Annotated in this window: 17 protein-coding genes; 12 read left to right on the forward strand and 5 right to left on the reverse strand. The window is 40.7% G+C overall.

Annotated features, from left to right (window positions below; all coding sequences use genetic code 11):
* Nucleotides 1-173: 173 nt before the first annotated feature.
* Nucleotides 174-1,193, reverse strand: a complete 1,020-nt coding sequence (hypE, locus tag AB1498_11310) for a hydrogenase expression/formation protein HypE (protein MEW6088877.1) — start codon at nt 1,191-1,193, stop codon at nt 174-176.
* Nucleotides 1,194-1,303: 110 nt separating this feature from the next.
* On the opposite strand from hypE, the gene AB1498_11315 reads away from it, so the two are divergent.
* From AB1498_11315 to hisF, 6 genes are all read left to right on the forward strand, one after another.
* Nucleotides 1,304-3,058: a TIGR04190 family B12-binding domain/radical SAM domain protein gene (locus AB1498_11315; GenBank protein ID MEW6088878.1), complete on the forward strand. Its 1,755-nt coding sequence runs from the start codon at nt 1,304-1,306 to the stop codon at nt 3,056-3,058.
* 68 nt (nt 3,059-3,126) lie between these two features.
* Nucleotides 3,127-4,002, forward strand: coding sequence for a lytic murein transglycosylase (locus AB1498_11320; GenBank protein ID MEW6088879.1), 876 nt, complete (start codon nt 3,127-3,129; stop codon nt 4,000-4,002).
* Nucleotides 4,003-4,017: 15 nt separating this feature from the next.
* Complete coding sequence (gene hisB, locus AB1498_11325; protein ID MEW6088880.1) at nt 4,018-4,635, forward strand: imidazoleglycerol-phosphate dehydratase HisB; 618 nt, start codon at nt 4,018-4,020, stop codon at nt 4,633-4,635.
* A gap of 45 nt (nt 4,636-4,680) precedes the next feature.
* Complete coding sequence (hisH, locus tag AB1498_11330; GenBank protein ID MEW6088881.1) at nt 4,681-5,289, forward strand: imidazole glycerol phosphate synthase subunit HisH; 609 nt, start codon at nt 4,681-4,683, stop codon at nt 5,287-5,289.
* Between the two features lie 13 nt (nt 5,290-5,302).
* On the forward strand, nt 5,303-6,031 hold the full coding sequence (gene hisA, locus AB1498_11335; protein ID MEW6088882.1) for a 1-(5-phosphoribosyl)-5-[(5-phosphoribosylamino)methylideneamino]imidazole-4-carboxamide isomerase: 729 nt from the start codon (nt 5,303-5,305) through the stop codon (nt 6,029-6,031).
* Nucleotides 6,025-6,807 carry an imidazole glycerol phosphate synthase subunit HisF gene (hisF, locus tag AB1498_11340; GenBank protein ID MEW6088883.1) on the forward strand — a complete coding sequence of 261 codons (783 nt, stop codon included), beginning with the start codon at nt 6,025-6,027 and terminating at the stop codon, nt 6,805-6,807. Before hisA ends, hisF begins: the two co-directional genes overlap by 7 nt.
* A 73-nt stretch (nt 6,808-6,880) precedes the next feature.
* Here hisF and AB1498_11345 read toward each other — a convergent pair whose 3' ends face one another.
* The 3 genes from AB1498_11345 to AB1498_11355 all read right to left on the reverse strand — a co-directional run bounded on the left by AB1498_11345 (nt 6,881) and on the right by AB1498_11355 (nt 13,001).
* The gene (locus AB1498_11345; GenBank protein MEW6088884.1) at nt 6,881-10,438 is read right to left on the reverse strand and encodes a sigma 54-interacting transcriptional regulator; all 3,558 of its coding nucleotides are present in this window, start codon (nt 10,436-10,438) and stop codon (nt 6,881-6,883) included.
* Between the two features lie 194 nt (nt 10,439-10,632).
* Nucleotides 10,633-12,846 (reverse strand): HD domain-containing phosphohydrolase, encoded by a 2,214-nt coding sequence (locus AB1498_11350; protein ID MEW6088885.1) that lies wholly within the window; start codon nt 12,844-12,846, stop codon nt 10,633-10,635.
* Complete coding sequence (locus AB1498_11355) at nt 12,843-13,001, reverse strand: PAS domain-containing protein (GenBank protein MEW6088886.1); 159 nt, start codon at nt 12,999-13,001, stop codon at nt 12,843-12,845. The genes AB1498_11350 and AB1498_11355 overlap by 4 nt, the downstream gene beginning before the upstream one ends.
* Nucleotides 13,002-13,162: 161 nt before the next feature.
* Here AB1498_11355 and AB1498_11360 point away from each other — a divergent pair, with 161 nt between their 5' ends.
* The 6 genes from AB1498_11360 to AB1498_11385 all read left to right on the forward strand — a co-directional run bounded on the left by AB1498_11360 (nt 13,163) and on the right by AB1498_11385 (nt 21,469).
* Nucleotides 13,163-13,435: a circadian clock KaiB family protein gene (locus tag AB1498_11360; protein ID MEW6088887.1), complete on the forward strand. Its 273-nt coding sequence runs from the start codon at nt 13,163-13,165 to the stop codon at nt 13,433-13,435.
* Between the two features lie 66 nt (nt 13,436-13,501).
* Nucleotides 13,502-14,380: an ethylbenzene dehydrogenase-related protein gene (locus tag AB1498_11365; protein MEW6088888.1), complete on the forward strand. Its 879-nt coding sequence runs from the start codon at nt 13,502-13,504 to the stop codon at nt 14,378-14,380.
* A gap of 26 nt (nt 14,381-14,406) precedes the next feature.
* The gene (locus AB1498_11370; protein MEW6088889.1) at nt 14,407-15,330 is read left to right on the forward strand and encodes a phosphate/phosphite/phosphonate ABC transporter substrate-binding protein; all 924 of its coding nucleotides are present in this window, start codon (nt 14,407-14,409) and stop codon (nt 15,328-15,330) included.
* Nucleotides 15,331-15,357: 27 nt separating this feature from the next.
* Complete coding sequence (locus AB1498_11375; GenBank protein MEW6088890.1) at nt 15,358-18,951, forward strand: EAL domain-containing protein; 3,594 nt, start codon at nt 15,358-15,360, stop codon at nt 18,949-18,951.
* A 32-nt stretch (nt 18,952-18,983) separates the two neighbouring features.
* Nucleotides 18,984-20,834, forward strand: a complete 1,851-nt coding sequence (locus tag AB1498_11380; protein MEW6088891.1) for an ATP-binding protein — start codon at nt 18,984-18,986, stop codon at nt 20,832-20,834.
* Nucleotides 20,835-20,860: 26 nt separating this feature from the next.
* Nucleotides 20,861-21,469 (forward strand): response regulator, encoded by a 609-nt coding sequence (locus AB1498_11385; GenBank protein ID MEW6088892.1) that lies wholly within the window; start codon nt 20,861-20,863, stop codon nt 21,467-21,469.
* Here the strand turns inward: AB1498_11385 and AB1498_11390 are convergent.
* The gene (locus AB1498_11390; GenBank protein ID MEW6088893.1) at nt 21,466-21,801 is read right to left on the reverse strand and encodes a nitroreductase family protein; all 336 of its coding nucleotides are present in this window, start codon (nt 21,799-21,801) and stop codon (nt 21,466-21,468) included. The two genes, AB1498_11385 and AB1498_11390, sit on opposite strands and share 4 nt — an antisense overlap.
* Nucleotides 21,802-21,910 lie beyond the last annotated feature (109 nt).

A 21,910-nucleotide genomic window follows, 5' to 3' on the forward strand; every position in this document is an offset into this window, starting at 1 on the left:
CTAACAGCACGAACATAAAACATGCTTCTATTATACCTTAGTGCGACAAAATTACACTTTTATCTCGCTAACTCATTGATTTTATTAGGTTTGTTTTTTTAGAAAAAGGAAGCTGGACAAGTCAGGAGAAGGCTTTCGGACTTATGAACTACGTTATCGGCACAAAATGTCTTTTAACAAATCCTCGGCAATTGGTCACCTTCAGGCGTGATAAGCGGCCTTTTACCGCCGATGGAAGTTTTTAGAAACACGCCAGCCCCTTTTGTTATTTTTCCTATTACAGCCGAATGTTTTCCATATTTATGTTTTTTTAGGATTTCCAGGCATTTGCCGGTGTCTTTATGGGATACGATAATGACCATTTTGCCCTCGTTCGCGAGGTAAAGAGGATCAAGTCCCAGTATTTCGCAAAAAGAACGGACAGGTTTATTTACCGGGATTTTATTTTCTTCTATCTCGGCGCCGGACCCGGATGCCTCGCATATTTCGTTTAAAACTGTGGCCAGGCCCCCGCGGGTCGCGTCGCGCATGGCGCGAATTTCGCATCCTTTGCCGAGACAGCCGCGTATCATATTATTTAACGGCGCGCAATCGCTCGATATTCCGCCTTTGAATTTCATGTCCTGCCGGGCGTTTAAAATCGCGAGGCCGTGGTCACCGACCGGCCCGTTAATAATTATATTATCATTAGCTTTTACATTATAAATTGAGATATTATTTTTAGTGTCCCGGAAACCTATGCCGGAAGTTGTAATAAAAATCCTGTCGCACTGCCCCCTGCCGACAACCTTGGTGTCGCCGGTCACGATCCTGACTCTTGCCTCGTTAGCGGCATTTTTTATAGAGACACAGATTTTTTCAAGGTCAGGGATTTTGAAACCTTCTTCGATAATGAAAGATACGCTTATATATTTTGGTACCGCTCCCATACAGGTTAAGTCGTTTACAGTGCCGCATACGGACAATTTCCCGATATCACCCCCCGGGAAAAATATCGGCGAAACCACAAAAGAATCTGTGGTGAAAAGGACTTCGCCTTTTTCTCCCGGCAATAAAGCGGAGTCCTCAAAACGGTCAAGTATCGGATTGGAAAAATATTTTTTAAAAATTTCTCCGATTAAACGATGGGTGGCCCTTCCACCGCTTCCATGGGACAATGTGATTATTTTGTTCCCGATATTTTGATTGAACATAATGGTCATAAATATTAGAAGTATTATAAGCTATAATCAAACGGCTGGCAAGCTTCAATGGAAGAAGAAAATTTTATTGACAGCGGGTTAAATAATCATATAATAAAAATATGGCCCCGGATGATTACAAATATGACCTCGTCCTTTTGCACGCTCCCGCGGTATATGATTTCCGTAAAACATCAATAATGTTCGGTCCTATAAGCGATGTGGTGCCTTCCAGTTCTATTTTTGAAATTTACCCGATCGGGTTTGGTTCTATCGCCCGACACCTTAAAAATAAAGGTATGCGGGTGAGAATCCTCAATCTTGCCGTAAAGATGCTTCTTGCCCCGGAACTGGATGTGGAGAAATTATTGGGCACAATCAAAAGCCGGGTATTTGGCATTGACCTTCACTGGCTGTGTCACGCGCATGGAAGCGTCGAAGTGGCTAAACTCGTAAAAAAAATACACCCGGATTCAAAAATAGTTTTCGGCGGTATCTCAGCCACTTATTTCCATAAGGAATTGATGACATATCCTTTCATTGATTATTGTTTCCGCGGAGATTCAACAGAACCTCTTATGGAAATGCTCATCAATACATTGAAAAACGGCGGAGATTTCGGCCAAATATCCAATCTCTGCTGGAGAAATAAACAGGGAGAAACGGTTTACAACGAATTTAATTATATTCCCGGGACGCTTGAAAATATACAAATCGATTACAAAAATATTTTCTTTTCCGCGTTAAGAGATTTGGACTTGTCCGGTTACCTGCCGTTTACTTCATGGGTCGATTATCCTGTCACGGCCATTGTCCTGAGCCGCGGATGTAACTATAACTGCAATGTCTGCGGCGGATCCAACGATTTTTACAGGGAACACTGCGGGAGACAGAAAGCGGTTTACCGGACGCCAAAAAACATCTGTGAGGAAATAAAAAACCTGGCGCATTTTATTAACGGACCGTTACTTTTAATCGGGGATTTATTTTTAAACGGGAAGGATTACAGCTATGAACTTCTTGAAGAATTTAAAAAAATGAAAATTTCCAACCAGATTATTTTTGAAGTGTCGCTTCCTCCCACAAGGGAGGAGCTCGTTCATATCAGCGAGGCGATACCTCGTTTTAATATATTGCTTTCGCCCGAGTCACATGACGAGCGGGTGCGTAGTTCTTTCGGCCGGCATTTCACGAACAGGGAAACGGAAGATATGATTGAAACCGCAGTTGAACTTGGCGTCGGCAGGATTGACCTTTTCTTTATGATAGGCCTCCCGGAGCAAACCAGGGAGTCTGTAATGGAAACGGTCGAATACTGCGATTATCTGCTTGGAAAATTCGCGAAATCCAAAAAACTTTCAGTATATATATCGCCGCTTTCACCTTTCCTTGACCCGGGTTCAAGGGTATTTGAAAATCCCGAGGCGCACGGTTACAAACTTTTTTACCGCACCCTTGAAGAACACAGGCGGGCCCTTTTACAACCGAGCTGGAAATATATCCTGAATTATGAAACCAGGTGGCTCTCGAGAGACGATATAGTGGATTGTTCATACCGGGCGGCGCTCGGGATGAACAGGATAAAACTGAAACACGATTTATTAAATCCTAAAGAAGCAAAAAAACAAGAGGAGAAGATACTGGAGGCACAGGCGTTCTCCAGGGAAATTGATAAGGTATTGGCCATAAGAGACGAAACTGAAAAAAACAGAAGGCTCCAGGGCATGAAACGGCAGATGGACAAGTACAGCCGTTCAACCACGTGCAATATGAAAGACCTCGAATGGTCCATTATGATATTCAATGTCCGCGCCCCGAAATTTCTCCGCGTCTTTTTCTTCTATATCTGGTCGGGATTGTCCAGGGTATTCGGATAAAAGTCGAAAGGCATTAGATTATTGACAAAACAACCTTATTTTGTTATTCTTTTTATTAATTAATAATCATGCCTAAAAAAATAATATGTTTAATATCAATTGTTTTTATTTTTAATCTGCATTTTGTTTTCTCAGAATCAAATGTATTTGAAGGATTAAAACAAAATTTGGTTAAAGACGGGTTTGACCTTGAATTTATAAAAAAAGTTTACAGCCATGATAAATTGGAATTTATTCCTCACATAATTACTATAAATGTAAAACAAACGGTGAATGGTTCTAATTATCTTCAATACAATGAGGATTCAGTCACTGAAAAGGTCAGGGACTATATTTCAGAAAACAATAAATTTCTGGCTAAAATTTATGAAAAATATAATGTGCCTGCCGGGATAATTTGTTCTATACTTATGATTGAATCGAAACTTGGTTCATATATCGGGAAATACAGGGTGATGAATACTTATTCAAGCATGGCTGTTTCAAATACTGACGAGGCGATAGATAATATTTATCAAAGATACCAGAAGGACGCTATGCTGACTGATGAAAAGAAGCTTTCCCGGGAAATTGTCGCTCAGAGGGTCAGAAAAAAATCCGACTGGGCGTATAGTGAATTGAAATTATTTTTAAAGTATATAAAAAATAATAATATTGACCCTTTCCAGATAAAAGGTTCGATATCGGGGGCGTTCGGCCTTGCCCAATTTATCCCGTCCAGTTTTTTTCGTTATGCCGTAGACGGCGATACAGACGGCAAAATTGACCTTTACAACCACTATGACGCGATGGCCAGTATAGCAAATTACCTGAAAGAAAATGGGTGGAAAAATAATTTATCTGAAGAGGAAGAAAAAAAAGTAATAGCCACCTATAACCATAGTAAATATTACGCGGAGGCAGTAATTGGAATCGCGGCGGCAGTTAAAAATAATAAAGATTAAAGCCGGAGGTTTAATATGAAAAAAAGGATTGCTGAGGTTGAACGTATTACAAGCGAAACAAATATAAAACTTTTTTTGAATCTGGACGGGACAGGCAAATATAAAGTAAAAACCCAGGTCCCTTTTATCAATCATATGCTGGAATTATTCGCCAGGCACGGTTTATTTGATTTAGAAATTGAGGCGCTGGGGGATATTCAACTGGGCGACCACCACCTGGTAGAAGACCTTGGTATTTGCCTCGGGGAGGCCGTGAAAGACGCGCTTGGAGATAAAAAAGGCATAAAACGCTATGGTGAGGCGTGTGTGCCGATGGATGAAACACTGGTAAAAGTAGTTCTGGACATTAGCGGCAGGCCTTATCTTGTTTATGATGTTAATCCCAAAAAACTGCCGTATAAAGGCAAAGAGGAAACAGATAAGATAGGGACGTTTGATTACAGGCTGACTAAAGAATTTTTCCAAAGTTTTTGCAATAATGCCGGTGTTACACTTCATATACGGCTGGAATACGGCGATGATTTACATCATATTATAGAGGCCGTTTTTAAAGCTTTTGGCAGGGCGTTGAGCATCGCGGTCCAGAAAGATTCGCGTATAAAGATGGTGCCTTCGACGAAAGGAAAATTGTAAATACAGCAGGGGCGGGGTAACCCCGCCCCTACAACTAAATTTATTATGAAATATATCGCGATTATCGATTACGGCATGGGAAACCTCAGGAGCATCCAGAAGGCTTTGGAATTTCTGGGTTACCGCGCGGAAGTCACTGACAAAAAAAATAAAATCAGAAACGCCTCATCTGTAATTTTGCCGGGTGTGGGGGCTTTCCCGAAAGCAATGGAGGAACTTGAAAAACGGGGCCTGGTTGAAACGGTTAAGAACGGCGTGAAATCCGGAAAGCCTTTTTTGGGAATCTGCCTCGGCATGCAGATTCTTTTTGAGGAAAGCGATGAGTTCGGTTTATCAAAAGGGCTGGGTATCGTGCGCGGAAAAGTCCAGCGGTTTTCCGGCAAATTGAAAATTCCGCACATGGGGTGGAATGAAATAGAATTATCCAAAAGGCCGGATTTTTTAAAAGATTTCCCCAAAAAGGCCTTTGTGTATTTTGTTCACTCATATTACTGCGAGCCGGAGGATAAAAAGGTAATTCTAAGCCGTACTTTTTACGGGAAAAGTTTTGTATCGGGTATTTACAGGGAAAATTTAATTGCCTGCCAGTTTCATCCTGAAAAAAGCCAGAAAATAGGATTGGAATTTTTGAATAAATTCAGCAGGTTAATTTGAGGGGGGGGAGAAAATGCTGATTATTCCAGCAATTGATTTAAGGCACGGGCAATGCGTGCGCCTCATCCAGGGGGACCCAAACCGCCAGACGGTTTACAGCAAACAACCGGTTTCAATGGCCCGGTGGTGGCAGTCGAAAGGTGCCATGCGCCTCCATGTGGTAGATTTAGATGGTGCATTTGACGGCAAAATTTCAAACCTTGAAACTATTAAAAATATTATAAAGTCTGTTGATATCCCTGTTCAGGTAGGAGGAGGAATCAGAAATATGGATATAATTGAGGAACTCCTTCAGGCAGGTGTTGATTCGGTTATATTGGGGACCTCAGTATGTAAAAACAAAAGGTTTTTAAAAAAGGCCATAAAAAGTTTCCCTGATAAAATTATTGTCGGTATTGACAGCAAAAACGGAAATGTTGCCATTTCCGGGTGGAAAAAACTCACAAAAATAAAAACGCTCGATTTAATTAATGAAGTGGAAGAGCTTGGCATAAAAACCATTATTTACACGGACATCAGCAGGGACGGTATGCTGGAGGGCCCGAATTTTGATTCTATTGAAACTCTTTTAAAATCGTCAAAAATATCCCTGATTGCCTCAGGCGGGATATCGGACTTGAACGATATCAAAAAATTAAAGGAATTGAACAATAAAAGGCTGATTGGGGCCATTGTCGGTAAAGCGCTTTATACAGGAAAAATAGACCTTGCGGAAGCAATAAAGATAGGAAAAAGATGTTAGCGAAAAGGATTATTCCATGTCTTGACGTTAAGGACGGCAGGGTGGTCAAGGGCGTGAAATTTCTGAATTTACAGGATGCCGGTGACCCTGTTGAGGTCGCGAAAAAGTATGAAGAAGAAGGCGCTGATGAAGTAGTTTTTCTTGATATAACGGCTTCACACGAAAAAAGAAATATTATTCTTGATGTAGTAAAAAGAACCGCGGAAATGGTGTTCATGCCTTTGACGGTCGGCGGCGGGATAAGAACAGTTGAAGATATCCGGAGGCTCCTGGCATCCGGTGCCGATAAAATTTCTCTGAATACGGCGGCGGTAAATAATCCTCATTTAGTTTCAGAAGGCGCGAAACATTTTGGCGGGCAGTGTATTGTCGTGGCGATTGACGCGAAAAAGAAAGTTAAAAGTCAAAAGTCAAAAGTTAAAAGTGAGGAATGGGAGGTATACACGCACGGCGGAAGAACGCCGACAGGATTGGATGTTATAGGCTGGGCGAAAAAGGTTGAAAAATTGGGCGCCGGCGAAATTCTTCTGACAAGCATGGACTGCGACGGGACGAAAAACGGCTATGACCTTGAACTTACCCGCGCGGTTTCGGAGGCCGTGAATATTCCGGTTATCGCCTCAGGCGGGGCTGGGAATCTCGAACATCTTTATGACGCCTTTAAAAAAGGCAAAGCGGACGCGGTCCTCGCCGCGTCGATTTTCCACTACCGCGAATTTACCATCCGCCAGGCAAAAGAATACCTCGCGAAAAAAGGGATTCCTGTGAGGATGTAATATAATGTTCACTGAATAATGAACAAATGTAAAAAGTGAACATTAAAAATTATGATAGTTAAAGCTACCAACCTTACACCACAAAAAGCACAATCACCCCGAATGTAAAAACGAACCCGAGCGGGAGAATAAATTTAGTAAAAGATTTTTCTTCCCTGCCGTTTAAGCGCTCGATTATTTTATAAGTGACAAGGAGGGACAGGCATAAAGCGAGAAACACGATAATTGCCTGGAGAGTCGAGGTCGCCCCCGTGGAAAGAACGCGTAAACCCGAGAAATCCTTCCTGTACCCGAAAATCGAAAGTATCCCTGAAAAAAGAAGCAAGGCCCCGGCCGCGAAAACCTCGAGGTAATGTGCCATGTAGCCGCCGAGGATAACCGGGATAAGGCCGTAGGAAACGGCGGCCCTGTTATCTGTAAAACCTGATGGCCCGCGTTTAGCTTGAAAATAACACATTAAATTATACAAAAGCCATAAAATAATAATCGCGGAAAAAAATAAAATGTTGGTAACAAGCTTTTCAGGCAGGACACTGTCTAGAAAATATTTAACGTGGATCCTATGAACGAAACTATGGAAGTCATTATAATAAACATAGAAGAAAAAACTTGCGCCGAGGGAAATTATCAGGAAACTGTCCGCTAAACGGAAATTGCGGATAGTCCAGAGCTCATCCGGGATGACCCGCAGGTTAAGCTGAATAGACTGGTTTTCGCAATTTTTAATACAGTTTCCGCAGAGGGTGCAGTCGCGGTTATTGTCTATCATAAAGGGATGGCCGTACATCGGGCATCCGGGGGACTTGCCACTGCCTTTATAGCAGGCGTGCGTGCGGCAGCGGTTAGTGCAAAGGTCCCGGTTGGCCCGGAGCTCCACGAGAGAAGACATCGAAAATATCGCATTTACCGCGCCGAGAGAACAGAGATAACGGCACCACGCGCCGCGCTCGTAAAACACGCTGAATATAAGCGAACCCATGATAATTGCAAGGAGAATAAAGCCCATGAACTGCGGGTGTTCATAAGCGTTCCATACAAGTTCAAGCCATAAAACCAGGATGCAGGATACTGTCATGATCCACCCGGTATTTTTCACGATAAAATGCGGCACCTTGCGTTTGGGGCGAAAAAAATTCTGCGCTAAAAGCCCCGGCAGTGAAAGGGAACAAATACTGCACCATATACGGGAAAGAAAAAAATTGGAGAAAAAAAGGAACGCCCAGCCGTAAACCCACACAATTACAAGGCCTATGTTAAACCTTGGGTCGCCCGGCCCGAAAAATAAAAAAAGAATACCCGCGTAAAAAATCATGCTGATTATTATCCTCGGGAGAATCGGGAAATACGGGCTTGTGAAAAATTGCCGCGCTTTATCAAAACGAAGCAGGTTATAACTGAATTTTCCTTCAGTCCTTGGAAGCCCGAGAAAGATTTGTTCCGAGAGTATCTCTCCCGTATCGCTTAATATTACTGCGCGCTCGATAACATTGGATATTTCCGTCAGGTTGCCCGGCCAGTCATAATTCATAAGTACTCCCAGCGCGTCAGGGGAAATACTTTTTATCTCTTTGAAATTTTTCCTGCCGAAATATTCCAAATAATATTGGGCCAGGGCCGGGATATCCCGCTTCCGGCTTCTAAGAGGCGGCAGTTCAAACGATTGTTCAGCCAATACATTGTAAAAATCACGGTTAAAATTTCCGGAATTTACCAAAGATTTAACATCGCCGTCAACAAGAAAAATCAAACGCGCGGCAAGAAGAACTTTTCTTTTTCCCCCGAAAGGCTGGAAATACCCGGTCTTTATTGTTTCTAAAAGTTTAAGCTGCACGCTTTTCTCAAGGCCTTCTATATGGGAGAGGGCTATTGTGCCTCCTTTAAACTGCTCTATATAACCAAGCCGGCGGACCGGCGCGAAAGAAAAAGAATCTTTTTCATAGCCGAATAATTCCCCTCCCCAGAGACGCGGGTCGAAACGCCTGGCATCCACCTCAATATACGGGCCGTCGCGATGGGGGCAGTCGAGATGTATCTGTTTCGCGGCCAGTCTTTTGCCGGTACCCGCTTCGCCTGTCAAAAGCACAGGACGTAAATTGGCGGCGAATTCGGCTATCGCGGCCCTTATCTGGTTAGCCTGGTATGACTCACCGACAAAATCCCCGGCTTTTACAAGGTCCTCTTTCACGCTGACTTTACCCGCCCTGTCGCTGAAAACACGGGCATTTTCAATCGCGATAGAGGCCTGGCTTGCTATAGTATCCAGGAGCCTCTGGTCATCATCCGTAAAGGGCTGCCATTCTTCTTCGGATTTTTTATCATACACGGACATGGTCCCGATAACGTTCCCCTTCATAAAAAGAGGGACACACAAGACAGAACGGATGTCTCCCGGGATATTATGCGCGAAACGCGGGTCTTTCGCCGCGTCATTTATAATAACGGGTTTTCCTTCCCCGGCTACTTTGCCGGCCACGCCTTCACCGATCTTCTGTGTTACAGTGTGGGCGACTTCATCAGTAATGCCGTAATAAGATTTAATGCGCAAAATACCTTCCCGTTCATCCTTCAGTCTTAAAATAACACCGCCGACTTTCATGAGGGACGCGGTCAGGCTCACGATTTTATACAGCAGGCGCGGCAGGTCGTAAGAAGCATTAAGCTCTTTTCCGATCTGAGAAAGCGCCTCAAGCTCATCGCGCTGGCGCCGGGCCTCCTGGTAAAATTGTATATTTTTTAAAAGCTGGGCTATATGCGGCGCGAGGAAACCCAAAAGTTTTTCATCACCAGGGCCGAAGGTCCCGGTTTCAAACGCGTATATTACAAGCATGCCGAAAGGGTTACTGTCACCCGCGGAGATAAAAGGGACGGCGAGCGCGGCATCATATTTTCCATAATCGTTTCCGAATTCCCTGATGTCCGTTTTATTAAAACAAACAACTTTTTCTGACCGCATTACCTGATAAAGAGGAGACGATTCTTTAAGGTATTCTTTTTTATCGGATTTCTTAAGGCGTACCCGTGTCCCGAGATAAAGCTCGCAAATATCAGCGTTAAAATCAGCTGATACAAGTTCAATAACCTTTTCTTTAATATCCTCAAAAGAAAGATTGGACGCGGCAAGGGTGTTTAACTGGTTCAAAAATGACAATTCACGTTTTTTTTCCCTGATACCGGCCTGGCCGGATTCTTCCGCGCGGTGAGCGATATCCGCCTGATTTTTCGACGCCCGGCGCAATTTTTCAGCAAGCGCTTCATCAAGCAGGCGGTGAATACGGGGATGTTCGAGAAGTATGTCGTCAAACGCTATTTTTTCAAGCGAAAGCAAGACAAGGTCTTCGGAGGCTTTTACACTGCGTGAACGGGGACTGCCGGTTAAAAGGGAAATTTCGCCAAAATGGTCCCCGGCGGACAAATGTCCCATGGTGCTTATACCCCCGTCATCATGCTTCACAATAAGATCAACTTTGCCGCTGACTATCACATAAAAGGCATGCCCCATCTCACCCTGGCGGTAAACATAATCTCCTTTTTTGATAACAAGTTCTTCAGTGGCGGAAACAATTAACTCAAGCTCCTCCCGTCTGAGCTTATGAAATAACGGTGTCCCGGCTAATAATTTTATTTTATCCATGTTTTACGAGAATTTTATTTTATCTTTGGTTACAATTTTACCACATCCCGATTTTTTTGTAACTATTTAGCGAAATGGAATATATGTAAAGACGCGAAAATATTGAAACAGTGGATTTTAAGTATTGATTATCATGCCGGAATGGATTTTGAAGACGACTGCATTAAACGGAAAAAACTCATACGGTTTATTCGTTACAACTGAAAATTCTTCTCTTTGAACAACTTTAAACAAGCGTCAACAACATCTCTGTGATATAAAATTCCTTTATTTTTTAATATTTCCTGCAATGCTATGTCAATTCCAAGAGAAGCCCGGTAAGGACGGTGAGAAGACATTGCTTCAACAACATCCGCGACAGCCAGAATATGCGCTTCGATCCGGATCGCGTCCCCTTTTATGCCCCGGGGATACCCTGACCCGTTCATTCTTTCATGATGCTGATAAACAATTTCCGCGATAGGCCATGGAAATTCAATTTTCTTTAATATGTCATACCCCGCCTGTGAATGAGTTTGTATTAATTGAAATTCAATGTCGTTTAATTTACCGGGTCTGGTGAGTATTTCAGAAGGGAGTGAGATTTTTCCAAGATCATGAATCAATCCTGCCACGCGGACCGCGTCAACGTGAGATTTATCAAGGCCTAATTCATCCGCGATCGCGCGCGCGAGGTTTGACACGCGCTGTTGATGCCCCGCAGTGTAAGGATCTTTTACTTCAACCATTGTTAATATAACCTGAATAATTCCACCAAAAGCTTTTCTCAGCTTTTCAAGAGTATTTTGAACTTTTTTCTCCGCTTCCTTCCGCATGGTAACATCATGCAGCATCACGAGTTTCGCGGGATTTCCTTCCCACTCAGTCGCGATTATATTTACCTCAGCTATCCCCCCGGGTTTTCCATTATGCATAATATCTATTTCGACCACGGTATTTTCCTTCGTGACAACTCCGAACAAACCCCCAATAAGTTTACCAGACGGCTTATTCAGTAAAGTTTCCGCTTGAGGATTGGTAAAAATAACGGTTCCTTTTAAATCTGTTACTATCATCGCTATATCGCTTTTCATAACGAGATTATGAAGGCTTTTATAACTCTTTTTTATCTTCTCTTCAATTTGTTTATGTATGGTAACATCTTCCGCCACTTTAATATAATGAGTAATAATTCCTTTCGAATCTTTAATAGATGATATCAACGCGGATTCCCAGTAATATTCTCCATTTTTCTTTTTATTATAAAATTCACCTTTCCATTCCTTCCCTTTTGTGATCAATTTCCACATTTGGTTTGTGTCTTCCCTGCTCTGGCCCTGAAGCAGGCTGGCGTTCCTGCCGATAATTTCTTTTTCCGAATACCCGGTTATTTCAGTAAATTTGGGATTTACATATTCCACTGTCCCGTTTTTATCGGTAATCATCAATATGCTCGGGCTTTCTTTGACGGCGCGCGATAATTTAACAAGCGTTTCACTGGTTTTTTTCCGTTCAGTAATATTAAAAGAATATTCTATCATCTTAACCAGATTTTCATGAACATCAAAAACAGGGTAACCATAAACCTCGACGTATTCCGGATTTCCTTTAGAATCATAATGTATATGCTCCGTAACAACTTTTTTCCTGGTTTTTTTTACTTCTTCCAAAGGGCATATATGTTCATTTGAGCACGGAGTGTTTCTCTTATGCGTCAACATATAACACTTAGACTTTTCCGATAATTGGCCGAACCCGGCGGCGGCATTCGCCATTTTAACAGTGTAGTTTTTAGCATCGATAACATAAAAGGGATAAGGCAGAGAAGAAAGTATCGTGTTAAGAAAATTATTTTGATACTCTACCTTTTTCGTTAATGTTTTCAGAAGATAATACCCTGCGATAGTTTTAGCCGCGATTGAAATACTTTCTCTTGCCGCCTTTAACACGTAATCCGGCCTGGGAACGTATTCTTCAGCCATTTTTAATAATTTTTCAGGCGCAATTTTATATTTTCCCGCGATTTTCTCAATCTTTTGCCTGTCAACCGGCGGATTTGATATGCCGGCATTAATTGAACCGATAATTTTGCCTTCGGCAATTATCGGCTCCGCGCATATGTTTATTCCGCCGGAACATTCAAACTCACAGGTTTTTTCTCTTTTAATGGACTCCCGCGAGGCAAACCAGCAGTCCTCATGGCATATCCATTTTCCGCTTTTTAACGCCTGCTCCTCAGTTTCGCCCGCGGTTTGCCTTGATGTCCGGTTAAGAAAATCACAGTATTTTGAACTTACCAATACCGAAGCATAACCGCCGTCAGCCTCATAGATCGCGGTAGAAGATTCCAGATATTTAAAATAAGAGTCCTGAATTTCCCTTAGTGTTTCTTCTCCTATGGTGTTTTTTAAACTGATTTCTTTTTTCATTTCACCTCCTTTTTAGAGTAACCCATCTGTTTCAAGAAAACATTATTTACATCCACAATCTTATAATTGTTATCAATAACCACAACTTCTTCATTAATAAGATTAAAAATCTTGCGATAATCCAAACCGATATTTTTCATAAGGAATTCATCCATTTTTCCACCCTTCTATATATTTATATATACTAAATATTATTCAGTGTTAATAAAATTTTTTAGACAGCAGTATATAAATAATTTTTAGTAATGTCAAATAGATTACGTATTCATAATAAATTATATTTACAAATACTTAATTACCTGGTATAATATAAAACATGAGTAAATATATATTCAGACTTTACATATCAGGTGAAAAAGAAGAATCAAAACACCTGGTAGAAAAATTGGAAGAGATTTTTAAAAAACAATTAAATATCAATGCGGAACTTAATATTGTCGATATTTTAAAAGACCCCAGGGCGGCGGAAGAGGACAAAATTTTAATTGTCCCCACTTTAATTAAAATTTCACCCATTCCGGTAAAGAAAATATTCGGGGATTTTTCAAATGAAAAAATAGTTTTGTCATATTTGGATTTACCCTGTTAGGGATTTCAAGGGACAAAGTGTTTTTGTTCCCAACGGGGTTTGCCCTGGCAAAAACCGGGAGTAAAAATGAGTAAAAAACAAATAGTAATTTTTATTCTGACTGCCTTAATGTCCTTCGCAAGTATTTCCTCCGGCGAGCAGCACATCGTTTCGAAGAAGGTCAATTCAGAACCTGTGATTGACGGGAAAGCAGAGAATATGTGGGACAACGCCAAATCAATCATAACACACGATAATATCGCCAATATCGATGTAACGCTAAAATCCGTTCATACCGGCAAAAAGATATTTTTTATGGCGGCCTTTCCAGATAAAGACGAATCAAGAACACATAAAAGCTGGGTATGGAATAAAACTACGGAAATTTATGAAATCGGGAATGACAGGGAAGACGTTTTTCTTTTTAAGTGGAACATGGAACCAGCACCCGTTGACCTGAGTATTTACTCTGATAACATATATAAGGCCGATGTCTGGTATTGGAAGGCATGCAGGACCGACCCGCTTGGTTACGCGGATGACAAAATCGACATACTAAGTACCATGGAAAATAGAAACGCGGTTAAGCTGGAAAGCAAATCAAAAAGAATAATGTACCTTTTGCGAAACGAGGACAAAGGGGATGCTGCATTTAGGACAAATTTGGTCGTAACATACAAGGGCGATGTTGTCACGCGGTTTATCTTGCAGGAACCCACGGAAAGCCGGAAAGACATTAAAGCAAAAGGGACCTGGAATAACGGAATATGGACAATAGAATTCAGCCGGGCCATTATGACCGGCAATGAAGACGATGTCCAGTTTAGTCTGCAGCCAGGCAGGAAGTTTCAGTTTGGGATTTCCCGTTATGAAATAGGAGGTTTAAAGCCGGACCCTAAATTAAGCCAGCCTTTATTCGGGTGCGGCGATGTATCGGAAAATCTTTTTTTGGTTTTTGAACAGTAATAAAAATATATGGAGGTCGAAACAAAATGAAAACCGTAATAAAAAAATATTCCACTTTGGTTTTCATAATAATAGTATTCTACAGCGTAATTGTTCCATCCGGTTTGGCGGCGGGAGAAACAAAAAAGTTCAAAAAAGGGGATAAATTCATAATCGCGCTTATTCCCGAAAGAAATATATTTGAACAGAGAAAACGGTATAAATATATGACAGATTACCTGTCTAAACATCTTGGTTTGGATGTCAGGGCGGAGGTGTTATCAAATTACGGCAAGATATGTGACGCGTTTTTGAATCACGAAGTTGACGCTGGTTTTTTCGGTAGTTTCAGTTATGTGTTAACACGCGCGAAAATCAATATAATACCGCTGGCAAGACCTGTGGAAGTTGACGGCACATCTACCTACAGCGGGTATATATTCGTCCGTAAAGACAGCGGCATTAAATCGCCGAAAGATATGGAAGACAAGATGCTGTCCCTGGTTTCCAGGGCGACAACCGCAGGGTATATCTTTCAACTGGACTACTTCCGTAAAAACGGGGTAAATGATATGGAAAAATATTTATCCAAGATTTATTTTGCCGGTTCGCACGACGCGGCCGCGTGGTCCGTCTACACAGGAGAGGCGGATGTCGGCGGCTGTAAAAATCATATTTATAATGAATTATGCAAAAAGAACCCGGATTTCAAAAAAAATATGGTCATTCTGGAAGAATCGGTACAGGTGCCGAGCAACGGCCTTGCTGTAAGCGCCGATATAGACCCTGATTTGCAAAAACGCCTTAAAGCCTTATTGTTAAGTCTTGATAAAGACCAGGAAGGCAAAGAAATGTTGAAAAAATTTGCCGTAATAAAATTTATTGAAAATTCGGATAAGGATTACGAATCCCTTTATCAGATGATTGACAGGTTGAAAATTGACCTGAAAACTTACCCTTACCATGATTAAAATACCGTAATCCAGAAGGAAATATCAATGAATATTTCATACAGGTATGTCCGGGCCCTCGGTTTTTCAATCCTTATTTTACTTTATGTTATAGGCTGTGTTATTGCTTATGTGGCCCTGAAAAAAAATTCAAATAATTTGTCAACCGTGTTAAAAGCGGAAGAAAACATGGTCGACAAATGGCACGATTTGTCGAAAATCATTAATGACTGCAGGGACAATATCAATGATTACAGCTCGGGCAGGAGCGAAGTTATTTCCCCCGCATTCCTGCTTATCAATAACGCCCGCAAGCAGATAGAAGAAATAAAAAATTCAACCGCCAGCGAAGAAGAAATAACCACTGTAGAAGAAATCGAGTACGGATTAAAGGCCCTGAAGCAGGCGGCGAACGGTTATCAATATGAAGTAAAGTTCGGTCATAAGGGCGGCACCTCCGCGAAAGAGTTGGAAGAAATGATAATTACCCAGGCGGACAGTTTATCCCAGTTGTGCTGGGCCGCTATTGAATTTTTACACAATAAAATAAAAATAGACAATAAAGAAATCCTCAAATCCACAAATCTGATGAGGTATTTTTTGATTTTCTCGATATTTTTTGGAATCATAAGCGTTGTAGTTTTTTCGTTGATTATGAACAGGGCACTTGCCAGGCCTATTTTTAAATTAGTGGAGGCGACTAAAAATGTAGCTAAAGGCAATTTGGAGCACGAAATAGAAATAAAATCCACTGATGAAATCGCAGATTTATCTTTAGCCTTTAACCAGATGATCAAGGATTTAAGAGGTTCAAGGTCACTGCTTGTGGATAAAGAATATATGGATTCTATAATCGCCAACATGGGTGAATCACTAATTGTGCTAAACCCCGACGGGATGATAAAGACAGTTAATAACGCGGCATTAAAATTATTGGAATACAGCGAGGAGGAAATTATCAACAAACCGGTTTCTATGATTTTCTCCGAGGAGGAAATTCTTAATGAGCTGGATGAGGAGGCTTGCTTAATAACCGGTGATTTTAAGGTCATTGAAGCGAACAGTTTTTTTATAAAAAATAACGGATTAAGAAAAGAAAATATCATAGGCCGGCATTGCTATAACATATTGCACCATAGTGATAATATCTGCAGTCCCCCTTATAACAAATGCCCTATCGCGGAAGCAAGGGATGTTTATGATCTTCAGGTTGAATCGCACATGCATTTTGACCCCGCAGGGAAAGAAGAATTGGTAAATGTTGTTGCGGTACCCCTGAAAGAAAGAGAGGAAACCATATACTTACATATAACCAAGCGTGTTTACGGGGAAAATTTAAAAGGAAAATTGTCATATGAAGATGAAAAAAAGATAAAGATGTTTGTAACCAGGCTGAAAAAATCGCTTAACAGGCTGATTGACGAAAATATAATAACCGCGGATTCAGTTGAAAAGTTTACGAGGCTGGAAAGAATTAATAAGCATAAAAATTTCGACCTCTATTACAAAACAAAATCGGGGCATAACGTGCCTGTTAATTTTTCCGGTTCCGTGATGAGGAATAAAGAAGGAAATGTTATGGGAATCATTGGTGTCGCGAGAGACATGAGGCCGGTAAAAAAACTGATTTCTGACATTGAAGAGGCCAAGGAAATAATTGAAGAAAGCAATAAGAATTTTTTAAACATAGTGGAAGGGAGCCAAAGCGGCATTATCGTTCTCGATAAAAACGGGGTAATACGCTTCATAAATTCCACCGCGAAAAATATTTTTGGCAGAAAAATTGATGACCTGATGGATAACTATATAGGGCTGCCGGTTGTAGATAACAAGCTGACCGAAGTGGACATTGTGATGGAAGAAGGAAGGGCAGGGACCGGGGAAATATCCTTTGTTGAAACAAAATGGGAAGGGAAAAAAGCATATCTTTTATTTGTCAGGGACATAACAGAATATAAAAAATCCCAGAAGGAAATAAAAAGGCTGTCTGCCGCCATGGAACAAAGCACCACAAACATCATGTTTTTTTCGGATAATAAAGGCCTGGTTGAATATGTAAACCCGATGTATGAAAAATTTACAGGGTATTTAAAAAACGAAATAGTGGGGGAATATTTTGAAATAATTTTAGGCGAAATAATTGATAACGGGCACCAAAACCTTTTGCATATCGTAAACGAAGATAAAAAATGGCGGGGTGTAATCAAAAATAAGAAAAAAAACGGGGATTTATACTGGGCATATTGCACTATTTCTCCGATTAAGGACAGTGAAGGAAGAGTGACCCATTTTATCGGGGTCCAGGAGGACATTACCGACAAAATGATTTCAGATAAAAAGATAGAGTTTTTAAGTTCCTATGATGAAATGACAGGCGTGAACAACAGGGCAAGTTTTATGGGCCTGTTGAATAATATTTTATCGTCCGGAAAGGAACAGGCCAGTGTTTTCATGATAATTAATATAGATTATTTCCGGGTCATTAATGAAACATACGGCCATAAAATCGGGGACGAGTGCCTTCATAAAATCGCGGGGATACTAAAAAGTGTTTTAGACAACTATTCAAAAAATAAATTAAATCCCGAAGGAAAAGAAATATTTATAATCGGGCGCATAAGCGGGGATGAATTTGCGGTTTTTTATCCCTATATAAACCGCGAAGAAACGTTAAACATAGCTGAAGAAATCCGCAAGGGTGTTGAAAACGCTGTTTTCGCGAATGTCCTTTTACATTTAACTGTAAGCATCGGTATTGTTTTCTGCATGGAGGAAAGTTTAAACTTAAAAGAGCTTCTTACCAGGTCGGATATTTCAATGTACCGCGCCAAAAACAAGGGAAAAAACTGTTATCATATTTACAGCCCGGAGGACCATGACCTTGAAAAAATACATTCCAAAATAAAATTGAAGGAAACGGTTGAAAGCGCGGTTAAAAATAACCGTATAGAAGTATGGTACCAGCCGATATTAGATTTAAAGAACAACAAAATCAGCCATTATGAAGGGCTGGTAAGGATTCGAGAGGCGAAAAATGCCGTTCTCCTGCCAAGGCTTTTCATTGATGTGGCTGAACAATTCGGCCTTGTCGGTTCCATAGACAGGATTGTCGCGAGAAAAATCATGAAAACCCAGGTTTTAATGAAACAAAAACAGCAGGATTTGTTTTTTAATATTAATCTTTCCGGCAAAGACCTGGGCGATAAAGATTTGCTTTTGTTCCTTAAATCCAATATGTCCGAATTAAAAACAAATCCCAACCACTTGATTTTTGAAATTACGGAAACCGTGGCGGTGCAAAACATGACAAATGCCGTCTGGTTCATTAATGAATTGATTTCAATGGGGTGCCGCTTCGCGCTGGATGATTTCGGGTCGGGGTTCAGCTCGTTTTTTTATCTTAAAGATATGGCTATCGATTATATTAAGATCGACGGGTCATTTATAAAAAGATTGTATCAAAGCCCTAAAAACCAGTTATTTGTAAAAGCCATTGTTGATGTGGCGCAGGGAATGGGTATTAAAACAATTGCCGAATTTGTTGAAAAAGAAGAAACGCTTGAACTTATCAAAAACCTTGGAATTAATTATGCCCAGGGGAACCTGATAGGCAAGCCGTCCCCTGAGTTAATCTCTTTGTAAGACGGATTGAAATAATATTTAAAGGTGGCAAAATGAATATTTCCTATCGTCATATCAGGAGCCTTGGCTTCCTGATTTTTATTTCATTATATGTTGTGGGTTGTCTTATCGCGTATATGTCCCTTAAAAGGAATTCGGATAACCTGTCAGTCATATTAAACGTCGAACAGCGTAAATTAAAAAACTGGTATGATTTGTCAAAAGTAACAAGTGACATAAAAGACAGTATTAATAATTACGGTTCAGGGAAAATAGAGGTCATATCCCCGGCGCTCCTGCTTATCAATAACGCTTTTTTACAAATAAAAACAATAAAAGAGATATCTGTTGATGAGGAAGAACTCGACGCTACAAAAGAAATAGAGCATGGATTGAAAATTTTGAGGCAGGCCGCGCTTGGCTGCCAGTATGAGATTAAACTCGGCCATAAAGGCGGCACTTCCGCGAAAGAATTGGAAGATATGATGGTGACAACATCATCCGACCTCTACCAAAAACCATGGGCGGCTGTTGAATACATACAAAATAAAATAGAGAAAAAAGACGAGGAGATTATAAGATCCACAAACCTTACGAGGCTGTTTTTGATCTTTTCGATATTTTTTGGGATTGGCAGTGTCGTTGTTTTTTCGATAATCATGAACAGGGCGCTCGCTAAACCCATTGACAGGCTGCTTGAGGCGATAAAACTTGTTGCAAAAGGAGATATGACGCATGAAATAGAAGTAAAATCATCCGATGAAATCGGGGACCTGACGATTGTTTTTAACCAGATGATGAGAGATTTAAGGATTTCCCGCTCGCTGCTTGTGGATAAAAAATACATTGAAAATATAATTGAAAGCATACCAATGGCGCTGATAGCGTGTGACGGCGCGTTAAGAATAAAAACAATCAACAGGGCGTGCAGTGATGTGTTCGGAATGTCAAAGCGCGAAATTGCCGGTAAAAACCTTGGGGATATCCTGGGCGAAAAGGTCCTTGCAGGCAGCCAGCTCGCGGAAAAAGCGCTTGAAATTTTTCAAAAAGGGGGCGTTTCCGAAGAGATGGAAATAAGATACAGTTTCCCCGGGGAAGGAGAAAAATCCCTGAACCTGAAGATAGTGGGAATAACCGAAGAAAAAGAAATTTTATTTTTGTTGAATGATATTACGGAAAGGAAACAGCTTGAAGAAAAACTTATTTTCGCAGAGAGAATGGCCGGTATCGGACAGCTCGCCGCGGGCGTTTCTCATGAGTTTAACAATCTTTTAGCCGTAATCAGGAGTTCTGTGGAATTTGCCGATAAAACCAGGAAAGAAGATGATATAATTGACGCATTCACAAAAACATTGTGGTGTGTCGATAAAGGCAGTGAGATCGCTAAAAATCTGCTTTCATTTTCAAAAAGAAATGTTGATAAAAAAGAAGAAACGGACATAAATATTTTAATTGAAGAAGTTTTGTCCATGATCAAAATGGACCTGGATAAGAACGGGATAAAGGTTACAAAGGAATTCAGCCATCCGCTCGCGGCATTTGTTAATATCGGGCAAATACAACAGGTTTTGTTAAATATTATAATAAACGCAAAACAATCTATGCGGGAAACGGGCGGGAACCTGAAGATAATTACGAGGCGCATGGATAATTATGCGGTAGTTTATTTTAATAACGACGGGGAAATAATTAAGGGAGAGCATCTTGACAGGGTTTTTGACCCGTTTTTTACGACAAAGGGAAGCCTTGGAGGCGGTGATGCCGGCGGGACAGGGCTTGGCCTTTCGGTCTCTTATGGGATAATACAATCTCATGGAGGGACAATTAAGGTTCAAAGCAATAAAAAGGAGGGGACCACCTTCATAATGAGTCTGCCCCTGGCTGGCCGGGAAGGCAGTTTGTAAAAAATACAATAAACAGGAGATTAAAAATGAGAACATTAACGCAAAAAATCAAGATACTGGTGATAGATGATGATAAAAATTTATGTGAAAATTTAGAGAAAATCCTTAGTTTTGAAGGTTACCTGGTGAAGTGCGCTTTTGACGGGATAAGCGCGTTGAAGATATTAAGTTCAGAAAAATTTCATGTTATTATACTGGATTTAATAATGCCAAAAATGAAAGGGGAAGACGTCTTAAAAAAAATAAGGAATATCGACCCGGATGCAAAAGTAATTATTTTAACAGGGTATCCTTCTATTGAAACAGCAGTTGCCGCTTTAAAGGACCAGGCAAGCGATTACATAACAAAACCTTTTAAAAATGAAGAACTTTTAAAAGTAATAAAAATGGCTGTAATAAAAACCGGACTGTTTGAGGACCCTTTAAATAGATTAGATAAACAGATAGGGCAAAATATAAAAAATAACCGGATGAAAAAATCACTTATGGTAAAAGACCTGGCTGAAGGCGCGGGATTATCAGCGAGTCTGATTTCACAGCTTGAAAACGGGAAAAACGCCGCCTCGATTTTAACCCTTTACAAAATCGCGCAGGTTTTGGAAATAAAACTTTCTGATTTAGTTGAAGGTATCTAAGGGGCTGATTCATCAAGGGAATTTACCAGCAAGTCCCTCAGCGGTTTCCTATTTGATCTTAATCTTTTTTTGACAGGATAACCCAGTGATATGGCAGCGGCAAGCTCCAAATTTTTCTCTAATTTTAAAAACTTTCGGACGTCTTCTTTCCTGTTTAAAATTTCACCCAGCCAGCACGCGCCTAATTTTAAATAATGCACCAGAAGCAGCATATTTTGAATAGACGCGCCGATAGCCATCAAATCCTTGTCGCGGTTATAAGAAGCTTTATGATCCATAAAAACCAGGATAAGGACAGGCGCGCTTTTGATTATTTTTCCTGACTTGTCCAACTCACTTTTTCTAAAAAGACAAAGCTAATAAAATCAATGATTTAGCGATATAAAAGTGTAATTTTGTCGCACTAAGGTATAATAGGAGCATGTTTTATGTTCGTACTGT

The organism is bacterium (assembly GCA_040754625.1).
Taxonomy (GTDB): Bacteria; JACRDZ01; JAQUKH01; order JAQUKH01; family JAQUKH01; genus JAQUKH01.